This window comes from Acetobacterium wieringae (assembly GCF_026646375.1).
Lineage (GTDB): Bacteria > Bacillota > Clostridia > Eubacteriales > Eubacteriaceae > Acetobacterium > Acetobacterium wieringae_A.
The window spans coordinates 1-12,517 of record NZ_JAIPPU010000005.1 but is presented as its reverse complement, the minus strand read 5'-3'; the positions used below and the strand labels follow the sequence as shown (position 1 = coordinate 12,517).

12 protein-coding genes and 3 riboswitches are annotated in these 12,517 nt (G+C 45.9%); of the genes, 4 read left to right on the top strand and 8 right to left on the bottom strand.

Going from position 1 to position 12,517, the window contains the following annotated elements; all coding sequences use genetic code 11:
- Positions 1–29 precede the first annotated feature (29 nt).
- The 5 genes from Q7P33_RS05955 to Q7P33_RS05935 all read right to left on the bottom strand — a co-directional run bounded on the left by Q7P33_RS05955 (position 30) and on the right by Q7P33_RS05935 (position 5,059).
- Positions 30–749: an amino acid ABC transporter ATP-binding protein gene (locus Q7P33_RS05955; protein WP_303868719.1), complete on the bottom strand. Its 720-nt coding sequence runs from the start codon at positions 747–749 to the stop codon at positions 30–32.
- A gap of 9 nt (positions 750–758) precedes the next feature.
- Positions 759–1,439, bottom strand: a complete 681-nt coding sequence (locus Q7P33_RS05950) for an amino acid ABC transporter permease (protein ID WP_303868394.1) — start codon at positions 1,437–1,439, stop codon at positions 759–761.
- A 171-nt stretch (positions 1,440–1,610) separates the two neighbouring features.
- Entirely contained in the window at positions 1,611–2,402 is a 792-nt protein-coding gene (locus Q7P33_RS05945; protein WP_303868392.1) for a transporter substrate-binding domain-containing protein, read from the bottom strand.
- A 657-nt stretch (positions 2,403–3,059) separates the two neighbouring features.
- Positions 3,060–3,935, bottom strand: coding sequence for a CPBP family intramembrane glutamic endopeptidase (locus tag Q7P33_RS05940; protein WP_303868389.1), 876 nt, complete (start codon positions 3,933–3,935; stop codon positions 3,060–3,062).
- Positions 3,932–5,059 carry a helix-turn-helix transcriptional regulator gene (locus Q7P33_RS05935; protein WP_303868387.1) on the bottom strand — a complete coding sequence of 376 codons (1,128 nt, stop codon included), beginning with the start codon at positions 5,057–5,059 and terminating at the stop codon, positions 3,932–3,934. Before Q7P33_RS05935 ends, Q7P33_RS05940 begins: the two co-directional genes overlap by 4 nt.
- Before the next feature lie 264 nt (positions 5,060–5,323).
- On the opposite strand from Q7P33_RS05935, the gene Q7P33_RS05930 reads away from it, so the two are divergent.
- Positions 5,324–5,647, top strand: coding sequence for a cupin domain-containing protein (locus Q7P33_RS05930; RefSeq protein ID WP_303868385.1), 324 nt, complete (start codon positions 5,324–5,326; stop codon positions 5,645–5,647).
- Between the two features lie 55 nt (positions 5,648–5,702).
- Complete coding sequence (locus Q7P33_RS05925) at positions 5,703–6,662, top strand: D-2-hydroxyacid dehydrogenase (protein ID WP_303868383.1); 960 nt, start codon at positions 5,703–5,705, stop codon at positions 6,660–6,662.
- 81 nt (positions 6,663–6,743) lie between these two features.
- On the opposite strand, the gene crcB is transcribed toward Q7P33_RS05925, so the two are convergent.
- Both crcB and Q7P33_RS05915 read right to left on the bottom strand, forming a co-directional pair.
- Entirely contained in the window at positions 6,744–7,103 is a 360-nt protein-coding gene (crcB, locus tag Q7P33_RS05920; RefSeq protein ID WP_303868379.1) for a fluoride efflux transporter CrcB, read from the bottom strand.
- A 12-nt stretch (positions 7,104–7,115) separates the two neighbouring features.
- Positions 7,116–7,553, bottom strand: coding sequence for a CrcB family protein (locus Q7P33_RS05915; RefSeq protein WP_303868377.1), 438 nt, complete (start codon positions 7,551–7,553; stop codon positions 7,116–7,118).
- Between the two features lie 109 nt (positions 7,554–7,662).
- A riboswitch (Fluoride riboswitch) is annotated at positions 7,663–7,722 on the bottom strand.
- A gap of 140 nt (positions 7,723–7,862) precedes the next feature.
- A riboswitch (Fluoride riboswitch) is annotated at positions 7,863–7,933 on the top strand.
- Between the two features lie 91 nt (positions 7,934–8,024).
- Here Q7P33_RS05915 and Q7P33_RS05910 point away from each other — a divergent pair.
- On the top strand, positions 8,025–9,704 hold the full coding sequence (locus Q7P33_RS05910) for a dynamin family protein (protein WP_303868375.1): 1,680 nt from the start codon (positions 8,025–8,027) through the stop codon (positions 9,702–9,704).
- A gap of 166 nt (positions 9,705–9,870) precedes the next feature.
- Here Q7P33_RS05910 and Q7P33_RS05905 read toward each other — a convergent pair whose 3' ends face one another.
- Entirely contained in the window at positions 9,871–10,743 is an 873-nt protein-coding gene (locus Q7P33_RS05905) for a formate/nitrite transporter family protein (protein WP_303868373.1), read from the bottom strand.
- 316 nt (positions 10,744–11,059) lie between these two features.
- Positions 11,060–11,176, bottom strand: a riboswitch (molybdenum cofactor riboswitch).
- Between the two features lie 163 nt (positions 11,177–11,339).
- On the opposite strand from Q7P33_RS05905, the gene gshAB reads away from it, so the two are divergent.
- A complete protein-coding gene (gene gshAB, locus Q7P33_RS05900; protein ID WP_303868371.1) occupies positions 11,340–12,329 on the top strand; it encodes a bifunctional glutamate--cysteine ligase GshA/glutathione synthetase GshB in 990 nt (329 codons plus the stop codon).
- The last annotated feature ends 188 nt before the right edge of the window (positions 12,330–12,517 follow it).

Genomic DNA, 12,517 nt, shown 5'->3' with positions numbered 1-12,517 from the left:
TGGTACTTTGGTTCAGGCAAAATTGTCGGTTAGACTAAAATTTGCCCCAGAAAGTTCTGCAGTCGTTCGTTTTCCGGGCGATCAAAAATATCTTCCGGGGTACCTTCTTCAGCAATCTGACCTTCATGAATAAAGATGACCCGATCCGCCACCTCTTTGGCAAAGCCCATTTCATGGGTCACAATAATCATCGTTCGGCCTTCTTTAGCAAGGTCATTCATGACGCCCAGGACCTCGCCAACCAGCTCCGGATCGAGGGCCGAGGTCGGTTCGTCAAAAAGAATCACCTTGGGTTCCATCGCCAGCGAGCGGGCAATGGCCACCCGCTGCTGCTGTCCACCGGAGAGCATGGCCGGGTATTCGTTGGCCTTATCCAGCAGGTTAACCTTTTCAAGCAATGTCATGGCCAGCTCCCGGGCTTTCTTCCGATCCATTTTTTTAACCGTAATGGGACCTTCCATCACATTTTGCAGCACCGTCATATGGGGAAAAAGGTTAAAGCGCTGAAAAACCATGCCCACCTTCTGGCGGATTTCGTTGATCTCTTTGGCCGTTACCATTTGCCCATCAATATAAATTTCACCCTCGTTTTTTTCTTCCAGGAAATTGATACAGCGCAGCAGGGTGCTTTTTCCCGATCCACTGGAACCAATCAGACAGACGACCTCACTCTCGGAAACGGTTAAATCGATGCCACGCAACACTTCCAGTTCGCCAAAATATTTGTGTAAGTTTTTAATTTCAATCATGCTCATTGTTTACCTCTCATTCACTTTTAACTTTAATTCGACCTGACTGAGAACTTTGGTCAGTCCCATGGTAATAATCAGGTAGTACACTCCGGCGGTGAAATAAATCGGGAAGACATTAAAGGTGGCGGCGCTAAACTGACGGGCCAACAGCATTGTTTCGGTGATGGTAATAACACTGGCCAGGGAAGAGTCCTTGACGGCAATGATAAACTGATTTCCCAAAGCCGGGACTGATCGCTTAAAGGCCTGGGGTAGCACCACTCGTTTCATCGCCTGCCATTTGGTCATACCCAGCGACCGGGCAGCTTCACGCTGGCCATAGTCGATGGATTCAATGGAGCCCCGGAAGATTTCGCTGATGTAGGCGCCATTATGCAGGGCCAGGGCAATGATCGCAGAGGGGAAGGAGTCTATCATGATGCCCAGGCTGGGGAGTCCATAAAAGATAAAATACAATTGAAGTAATAACGGAGTTCCCCGGACGATGGTGATATAAACGTCCATAATTTTCTTTAACCACTTATATTTGGTCAGTTTTAAAACGGCCACCACCAGACCGATGATCATTCCCAGAATGATTGAAAAGAAGGCCAGTTGTAGCGTTAAAACAACACCGGGAATAAACTTCGGCGCAAATTCTACCACCGTTTTAAAAAATTCGATACTATTATTGATGACAGCATCCATTGGATACCTCCTGTTTTAGAATCATTATAAAATGATGACATCCGTATCGTCTTTACAAAAAAATACGGATGTCACCGTTTTAGAATTGGTTTAAATTCAGATAGTTGTGATTAGTATTCAAATGGCTTCAGGCAGTTCGGTTAGGTACCGGACTGCCTGAATAACAGGTTGCTATTTTTCAAGAATATTCATGCCAAACCAGCGGTTGCTGATTTCGGAGTAGGTGCCATCGGCTATGATCGCCTCAAGAGACTGGTTGACGGCTTCCAGTAATTCCGTGTCTTCCTGACGAATGGCAATGGCGATGTTTTCGGTATAAAGCAGATCGCCGACTGGCTCAATGGCGACGCCATAATCAATCGGAGCGCGAGCGCCAACAACCTTACTGGTAACCAGCCCATCGGAACGGCCCTGATCGACACTTTTGAAGTTATCGACATCACTCTGGAATTGAAGAATTTCGGCAATGTTTGTCATCCCGTCCAAATATTCATGGAAGGTGGTACCGGTTACAACGCCGACTTTGCCATTTTCCAGTTCGCTGATGCTCTTTAATCCGGAACCGGTTTTGGCAAAAAACTGGGCCCCGTCATAGTAGTAGGGATCGGTAAAACTAACCTGCTTCAGGCGCTCATCTGTCACCGCCATACTGCCGATAATCATATCAAAGCGATTCCCAGTCAGGCCGCCGATGATGCCGTCCCATTCGACGGTGATGGGTTTGGCTGTGACCCCCATTTTTGCGGCGATAGCATGGGCGATTTCAATATCAAATCCGGCCAATTCACCATTTTCATCGATGAAGTTAAAGGGGGGATAGGCACCAGTCATAGCAAAGGTCATCTCACCTTTTTCGATAATCTTCGAATAGGTGGTTTCGTCAGCGGATGCTCCGGAACAGCCACTTAAAACACCGACCAGCAGCACCACTAAAATCATGATCATTATTCTTTTCTTTTTCATTTTTCCTCCTGAATGTAAGTAGTAAATTTATATTAACTTGATTGAATCATTCGCGATTGAGTGATTTAAAATCAAGGAAAAGCAATGTATACCGAGTTCGTCGAGAAATCCAAAATCGTAAAGGAAAAACCGATAAAAAAAGGACACTCCAACTCTGAAAATACAGAGTTAGAGTGCCCTAGCTTCGCTATAAAAATAACTCACAATATACCATTTGTGACAAAAATGTCCAATAGTATAGTGTATGACCTCTCGATCCTACACAAGCCCCAGTTCCATAAAAATGTTTTTTTATACAGATTTCGTTTATTATGCTCCCGGCTTACATATTTCCACGTTTCTCAACACGTAAACAGGCTCACCAGAAAAACTACTCAAAGTATATACTTCACAACTTTATTGATTACATTATATCAAAGCTATATGATAATGTCAACTTAAAATCATTAATTATCGTAAAACCGTTTATTTTTTATGATATTAGACTTTTTTTATCAGGTTAGAATCATGCATACAAATAAGAAGAAATTAAATTAATAGTGGTATTAGTATTATTTAAGATACTAGTAACGTATTAATGAAATGTCGATAAAAATTTGAAGAATCGCTTGTTGTTTGCCTGTAAAAATGACAATAAGCGACTTTCCAATTGATACATTATTTCGGTAATTCTGGTTTTTTTGCTCCAATCAGGATAAAACAGATGATACCCACGATAATTAAGCCGATGCCACCGATGACGCCGGTGGGCGAGGGCCCGAGAAAGGGGCTGGGGGTTCCCAGGGTAAACCAGATTGATATAGCAGCAAAGCCATTCAGGGAACCATGGGCGATCGAAGCCGGCAAAAAGCTTTTGGTGCGAATTGCCAGAAATGAGAAAAAGGAACCAATAAACAAACAGAAGACGACCATCGCCAGAATCCCGCCCCAGGGTGCGGTGGAATAGCCGGTGCCGTAATTATGCCCCATAGCAATGATCGGCGCATGCCACAAACCCCAGATGACCCCGGAAATAATAATCGAAACCCGGGGGCTGTAGCTTTCCATCAGCTTGGGTAGCAGATAACCGCGCCAGCCGATTTCTTCGCCAGAGGTGGTGATGATGTTCAGTAGCGGGCTTAAAAAAATTCCCAACGCCAGCTGGGCGATAAAGATGGTAAATAGGGTACCTTCTGGCAGGGATACACCCTGTGCCGCATAGAGGCTGGCCATCTGATTCATGGTGGGGTCAAACTGACTGGGGAACAGCAGAAAATAGATCAGTGCGCCCAATGCAATCAGCAGCGCCGGGCCAAACCAGGCGATCAGATAATAGCGGACATTACCTCTCAGATGGGGCTTGAGCCCAAAATCTTTAAACCCTTCTCTGGTAATTAGCCGGGTTGCCACCACTGAAATAGCCGGCATCAGCATTACCGCTGATAGAACAAAAATGCTATAGCTGCTGGACAGCCCGCCATTGGCCATTAAAGCGAATTCCAGAGCCCAGGTCAGAAAAAAAGTTAATCCTAAAAATATTCCGAGTCGTTTCATTGATTGTCTCCTTTGTTAATTAAATGTGCTTCCAATTGTTTTATCAGATCCTGAAAGCGGCGATCCATTTTAATAAAGTCAAACTGGGGGTTTTCCACCAAGCCATCCAGCATGCTTTGTTTAATGACTTCCTCACTGCGGGGAGGTCCTACTCCCAGGTCGAAATCCTCAAACCAGGGCTGGATGGCGTCAAAATAGTCGTCACCGTGAAGGGCATAGGGGAAAAAGTCAGAAACACAGACCTTAGTATAGTCAGCCAGATAGGCCAGGGCGGTGTCGGCATCCTGATGACTGGCATAGACCTGAGCGGCGGCGTAATAAACCTGAGCCATGGTATTAGGGTGGAGGGCATCCAGATCATAGAGCTCGGCCACCCCCAGGGTGCGGGTCAGAATCTTTTCAACCGAGCCAAGATCATTGGCATTGAGCATCAGATAGGCGGAAGCCGTGGAAACCAGAAATAGCAGATGCTGATAGCTGCTGATCTGCAACACCTGCCGGGCCTTGTCCGGGTTACCGGCCATCTGATAGGCCTGGGCCAGCATTTCGGTATCGGTGGGGAAGGGGCGGACAGTTTCACCCAGCAGTTCCATAACCTGTGCCGGCTGGTTGAGCATCAGATAGCAGGTGCCTTCAATTGCGATCGCATCCCGGGTCAGGTTCCGGTCATCGCTTTCGGCTCTGATCCGCTGGCACAGCGTGACGGCCTGATCCAGAATCGTTTTGGCGCTTTTGCGATTAGCAGCCAGCATATGATGATTGACCAGCAGTACCGCCATCTGCAGTAGCAGTGGAAAACAGGAGTAGTATTTTTTAATGATCGTTTCGCATTCGGCCAGAACCTCATCAAAGGGTATGCTGGCAAAGTCATCGGCCAGCCGATGATAAAGGGCCTTGATCGCTGCCGGGGTCAGTTGGGGGGAATAGCCCATCAGTTCATCGATGGAAATATTAAAATAGGCTCCGAGCTGGGGTAATAGGGTAATATCCGGGTAGCTCTGGCCGGTTTCCCATTTGGAAACCGAGGCCTTGGACACCCCGATATAGGCAGCCAGATCTTCTTGGGTCAAACCCTTTTCGCGCCGCTTGGTTACGATCGTTTTACCAATATTAAGTTCTTTCATTTCATCACCTCATCCTGATTATAGAACCTTTATCATAAAAGCACAATCGATTTGCAGTTGATTATAGTTGATAAAATCAACCAGGAGGTGATTAAATAAAAGCTTTCAATTTCAAACAGTTAAAAAACAGCAGATAAGCTAAAAATTTCTTAGTTACAGCTAAAAAATACTGGTTTCAATCTTTTAAAATGCTGACACTCGGGTATATACCTAACATCGTATCAATTGTATGGTTGCAGAAGCGAACAGAAAAGGAGAAAGACAATGGTTGAGCAGATTTTCAAATTGACAGGCGGAGATGACAAGGTGGTTGAAAAGGTTATTCTCGATGAAAACCTTCATTATATGCATGTAATTATAAATCAGAGTGACGGATTCCCCGAGCACTATACCAATGCTGTCGTCTATATGACAGTCGTGCGGGGGATTGTCTCGCTGCAGCTGGATGATCAGGATTATTACGCCTATCCGGCGGGGACGGTTTTAAAAATACCCTTTAATACCAAAATGAATCTCAATAACTTCAATCCCGAAACCCTGGAGCTGATTCTGATCAAGGCGCCGCCGCCGGATGTGCTGCCGGAGTAAAAAAGAAAGTGACAAAAGAGAGCATACAAAATCGTACAGAAAACAGGTGACCGAAATGAAAATAGTCGTTTTAGATGGATATACATTAAATCCCGGTGATCTCAGCTGGGAAAATCTGGAAAAATTGGGGCGGTTAACAGTTTATGAGCGAACCACCGAAGCGGAGGTTTGCCAGCGGATTGGTGATGCGGAAATAATTTTCACGAACAAAACTCCGATTACCAACGAAACCCTGGACATTTGCCAACAGATTAAATATATTGGGGTGCTGGCCACCGGTTATAACGTGGTGGATGTGGCAGCCGCCAGTGGACAGGGTATTACCGTGTCCAATATTCCCACCTATGGCACCTATGCGGTGTCGCAGTTTGCCATCGCGCTACTGATGGAACTGTGTCATCGGGTTGGTGATCATTCCGGGGCGGTGCTGGGCGGTGACTGGACAAATAACCCGGACTGGTGTTTCTGGAATCACCCGCTGATTGAACTCAGTGGAAAAACCATGGGAATCATTGGTTTTGGAAAAATCGGCCAGCGTACCGGTCACATTGCCCAAGCCCTGGGGATGAAGGTACTGGCCAATGATATCAATAAATACCCGGAGCTGGAAGCAGAAAACTGCCAATATGTAACCCAGGACGAATTGTTTGCAGCAGCCGATGTGATCGTCCTCCATTGCCCACTGTTTGCCGAAACCCGGGGGATCATCAATGCCAAAAATATTGCCAAGATGAAGGATGGGGTTCTGATTATCAATAATTCCCGGGGCCAGCTGATTGTTGAAGAAGATCTCCGCGATGCCCTCAACAGTGGTAAGGTCGGCGGCGCCGCGGTCGATGTGGTCTCCACCGAGCCGATCAAACTGACCAACCCGTTGCTCCAGGCCAAAAACATCATTATCACGCCGCATATTTCCTGGGCCCCCCGGGAAAGCCGGCAACGGCTGATGGACATTGCTGTTGATAATCTGGCCTGTTTCCTAAAAGGTGAGTTTCGGAATGTGGTGAAGGGTTAGCGCTTTAAACCAACTAATTAAAAAAAACACATCATTGCCGGGTAAAAGGCGCTGATGTGTTTTTTTTGTTAAATTTTGTTGTTAACTTATAAATGCAGCAGAAACGACGAATCCGCCATAAAAAGCCAGAAAGCTCAAAACCAGCGTAGCCAGCACATAGACAATGGCGCTGAGGATCCGGTTATTCTGGAGCAGGACAAAGTCCTCAAACATAAAGGTGGAAAAGGTGGTATAGGCCCCCAGAAAGCCTTCGGCAAATAAACCATAAAGCAGGGCTGAGATATCAAAACCGGTGACGACACCGAGAAGAAAGGCACCGGACACGTTAATGATAAAGGTCCCGACCGGAATGTGCTGGTGCCGGGAGGCAAAACGTTTGCCCAGGTAATAACGGGTGGTGCTGCCTAAAGCACCGCCGACAATGACGCATAAAGTTTCCATGAGTTGTTTTCCTTAATTGGTATCAATGCTGAATCGGGTTACCAGATTCAGGCCTACCGGATGTAAAATATGATGGCCGATCAGATGGCCCAGGTAAACAGCACCGACCCCCAGGATAATGGAGGCCGCCACATAGTAACAGAAAAAACGCAGGTAGCCGGCATCGAGAATATTCAGACTCTCTTTGCAGAAGGTTGAATAGGTGGTAAAGGCGCCCACCAATCCAGCGGTTAAGCCCAGCTTGACATCGGTGCTGATTCGTTCAGTTTTTGAGAAAACGGCATTGAGCATCCCCAATATCAGGCAGCCAATCAGGTTGATGACCAAAATCGTCAGGGCCAGATTGATCAGCTGATCCGCCGATTGAAAAAGAGTGGGGGCGTTTTTGAGCTCGAACCGCAACAGGGCGCCAACAGCGCCGCCAGCGGCGATAAAGTAATATTTTTTCATGATAGTCCTCCTGACTCAAGTGAACAAATAGTTTGACACGAAGGGTTTTATTTATCAGTTTTTGTAAGGGCGGGTAATTTCAGACAATAAAAAAACCTGCAGCATTACAAATCCTGCAGGAGTCATCAGCTGGTACGCAATTCAGGTGAACTCCATCACCTTGTATGAAATAATGTTATCATGGAGCAATAATCGTGTCAACAAAAGGTGGAATGAAATCGAAATCAAAATTAAAATATGAATAATTGCCATCATATTTGGACAAATATGACAATTAGCGATTGAATTTTTCGACTGAATCGATTAACTAATTAAACAGGTGATGAAGTTCGCCCTGACTTTGGCCAAAATGCTGACACGCTGATGACTTCTGTTAATTATACAGGAGCATCGGCTTTTTTGATTTGTGCAAAAAACATTAAAATGAATACCAGCTGCAGTCAAAAGATCCGATGAAGAGAGGAATTGTGGATGAGCAAAAAAAATATGATGACAACGATTGATACTGTAACAGCTTTACTCCAGAGAACAGGGGTTAGTGAAGAAGACATCAGAAAAATCGAAAATCTAAAAACAAAAATTGCCAACCGGGAGCTGGTCATTTCTGTGATTGGCCAGTTCAAACGGGGTAAAACTTCGTTTATTAATGGGGTATTGGAGGCAGCGGTACTGCCGGTGGGGATCATTCCGGTGACCTCGGTGGCGACGCGCATCCAATATGGAAATGAGCTGGCTGTGGTTCATTTTAAAAGCGGGGAGAGTCAGACGGTGGCGCTGGAGCAGCTGGTGGGGTATATTGCCGAACAGCAGAACCCTAACAACCAGAAGGGGGTTTCTTTTGTCAATCTTTTTCTGCCCGATGATTTTCTCAAAGACGGCATCACCCTGGTGGATACTCCCGGGGTGGGATCGATTCATCAGAACAATACCGATGAAGCCTATGCCATTATGAAGGATAGCGACGCGATCATTTTTATGCTCTCGGTGGATAGTCCGATTAACGAAATCGAGCGGGAATTTTTGGTTGAGGCCAGAAATTACACTGCCAAATTCTATTTTGCGATTAATAAGATCGATACCATCAGCGAGGATGATCTGGAAATCTATCTGGCTTATTGCCATGAGATTCTCTGTGAGATTATGGCCGTGGATACCATTGAGCTGTTTGCCATCAGTGCCAAAACCAACGCGGGGATGGATACGCTGTTTGCAAAAATAGCGGCAGACATTACAGTTTCGGCCGATCAGATCATTGTCGAATCGGTGCAGATCAAATTTCGCGAGGTGCTGGGGGTGGCCCTTTCCCACCTGGAATTGTACCGCCGGGCTTATGGCATGCCCCTTAAAAATCTGGAGGGAAAACGCCGGGAACTGGAAGAGAAGCTGGGCAGTCTGGATCAGATTACCAAAGATGCCACCTTTTATCTGCTGCGCCATATTGATGAGCTATTGGAGCAGATTCGGACCGAGTTACAGGACGGTTCTGCCGGGATTCGGGAAAAACTGACAGTGGCAATGGCCGCCGCTTATGAAAAGAATCGGGAGGCGAAACCGAAAGAACTGGAAAAAGTGTTGATGACGCTACTGGAAATCCAGTTGTCGACCCAGCTCAATGACCTCAGCGAGCGGGGTCTAGCCAGCCTTTCGTCGGGGTACGAACATCTGGCTGAGCTGCTCAATCAGAAAATTGATGATCTGAAGGCCTTTTTGAGCAAAGTGGTGGCGGAACTCTTCGGTATTAACTATCAGGTTGACACTACCGTACATACCCTGTCCTCTCGGGATGATTTCTATGTCAAGGTCAATCAGAAGCCGGCGGCCTTTTTGGTGGACATGAATGATCTGGTTTACCTGATGCCCCGGGGTTACGTCAATAAAAAAATCTACACCCGTTATCTGAGCAAAATGCAGACTGACGTGGAGCACAATATCAATAACATGATTTATAATTATCAGTACAAGGTCCGCGAGAGTGTCCGGGATTTTAAGGGCGTGCTGGAGCGGGAATCGCAGACACTAAAACAGGAACTCAGCGAGCTGGTCAATCGGGTCATCGTCGATAAAGAAGATACCTCGAAACAGCTGGGTGATAAAATTCGCGAGCTGGACGATACCTGTGAGCGCTTGACGGTGCTGTTAAAAGAGCTTTGATTGCTACGGATTTATCAAGATAAAGCCCCTTGTGCGGTTAATATCTGAGTTGATCAGATTAGGTATAACCACAACAGTTGCGATAAAAAAGTCCGAACAGCTGAGGTGAAGTAACTCAGCTGTCGGACTTTTTTGAGCGGATGGATCAGGGTCTAATGGATGGGAATCAGTTTTTAAGTTCATCCTTTTTACCAAAGTCTGATTTATAGACAAACCAGTAGTAAGCAGCTACCAGCAGGCCACCGCCGACTGCATTACCCAGAGTCACGGGCAGTTCGTTGTTTAGAAAAAAGGAGGTCCAGTTGAGCGCATCCAGTTTATCCTGGGTGACGCCATGAGCCAGGGCAACTTCCACCCATTTGGGATTGGCTTTGGCTAAGATCCCGGCCGGAATATAATACATGTTCGCCACACTGTGTTCAAAACCAGAGGTGATGAACAGCCAGATGGGAAAAAAGATGGCCAGAATCTTGCCGGTAATGTCTTTAGCGGCAAAGGACATCCAGACAGCTAAACAGACCAGCCAGTTACACATAAGCCCTAAAAAGAAAGCTGACATAAACGGCATGGTGACTTTTCCGACGGCAATTTTGATGGTCATGGCACCCAGCAGGCTGTCACCGCTGTTGAACAGCCCACTCTGACTCATCATGTAGGCCAGAAAGACGCCACCGACCAGGTTTCCGATCCATACCAGTCCCCAATTAGTTAGCATTTGAGAGAGTCGGACTTTTTTGTCCAACACGGCGGCAGTGATCAGGGTCTGACCGGTGAACATTTCAGCACCGGCAATGATGACCAGCATCAGTCCGGTACCGAATATCGCTCCGGCAAGGCATTTGCCAAGTCCATAAGTCCCCGGATCTGCCAGTAGATTGAAAGCGGCCATATTGGAACCTTCTGATGCAAAGCCGATAAAAACACCGGCCAGTATTGCCAGCATGAATTCTTTTAAATAGGGGGTTGAGACTTTTTTTATCCCTGCGCCAATGGCAACGTCAACAATTTCCGATGGTGCAAAATATTTTTTGGTTTCCATAGTTCCTCCAAAGTTTTTTATTCTTTCATGATTTCCGATGATCTGAATCGTGGATAGAATAACTGGGTTAGGAAGAGTCTGATGTTAATGTGATTGATTCCATTAATTGAAACCTCCTTTCATCTGATGGTGCATAACAAGTCGGGGAAGCCACTTCCCCCGGAATCATTAAAACAAAAATAAAAAGAAGACCAGTTGGTCTTCTTAAATTAACGCAATCAAATCATAGCAAGCCGAAGCAAAATAAGCATACTGAAATAGAATAAAGCATACCAAATCAAAACAAGTATGCTAAATAAATCAGAATATTGCTTTGTGATTTGAAGAATTAACCCCTTCCCAACGTGGAGGCGCAAACGTTTCCATCTACACCCTATCGGCCTGATCCCATAGCAATGCTTTAGGTAATCAAGGCTCGGAGCTATCTTTCTATTTAGTTAAATAATTCACAAGCTCATTCTATACTGATGCTACAAAAATGTCAACAAAAATTGGATACTTTATTCAAAACAGACTGTTATCAATAGTTAAAACTGCTATAATAAAGAATCAAGACTTTATAGCCAGAGCTGCGGCGATAAAAAGGGAGAAGAGTGATGTTTGAAAAAAATGATAAAAAACTGGAATTATCAACGGCGATGCTGATTAACGCGGCCGAGCGCAGAGGGATTGCGGTTGAGATCCTGGATCTTGAAGACAATTTTATCCGGCTTAAAAAAGGCGATAAAATAGAGTATGTCAAACAGGCGACCCGGACATCAGCCGACACCTATATCGCACCGCTGATTATGGAGAATAAAGAAGTCACCAAGCTGGTGTTGCGTGAAAAGGGCATCAACGTGCCGGCCGGGATTAAGGTCAAATCGGCAGCCGAAGCGATGGTGTATTATGAAGAATTTCGGGGCAAAGATATTGTGGTGAAGCCCAAATCCTCGAACTTTGGGCTGGGGATTGTGATTCATAAGAATCTCCAGTGTGAAAGTTGCTACCAGATGGCAGTAATCCAGGCTTTCACTCATGATACCGCGGTGCTGATTGAAGAATTCATACCCGGCAAGGAGTATCGCTTTCTGGTTATCGGCGATGAGGTAGTGGGGATTCTTCATCGGGTTCCGGCCAATGTGGTGGGCGATGGGGTGCATACCATCGAAGCACTGGTAGCTGAGAAAAACCTGAATCCGCTGCGGGGTAAGGGCTATGTCACGCCATTGGAGAAGTTGCGGCTGGATAAAACCGAAATTGCCTTTCTCAGCGAGCAGTCTAAATCGATCGAGACCATTCCCGGCCCTGGCGAAACCGTCTATCTGCGGGAAAATTCCAACATCAGCACTGGCGGTGACAGCCTTGATTTTACCGATGAGATCATTGCTGATTACAAGGCTATTGCCGTTAAAGCGGCGCAGGCGGTGGGAGCCAAAATCTGTGGCGCGGATATCATTATCCAGGATATTCAAAAAGTCCCTGACGACAAGAATTATAGTATCATCGAACTGAATTTCAACCCGGCCCTGCATATTCACAATTATCCCTTTGTTGGCAAGAACCGCCATGTCGATGATAAGGTGCTGGATCTGCTGGGATTTTAAGGGGCTGAGAACCGGTTGGGCGGGAAATAATTTTTGATACCCTATCAAACGGATTTTTTGATAAGGCCATTTAGGAGTAGGAAAGCATTGATAAAAAAAGAATCTTAAGTAAACGGGCAGAATATTTAATTAACTCAAACTTCGCACATAATAATCAACAAAAATCCTCGTAATTCCGATGTTGCAGG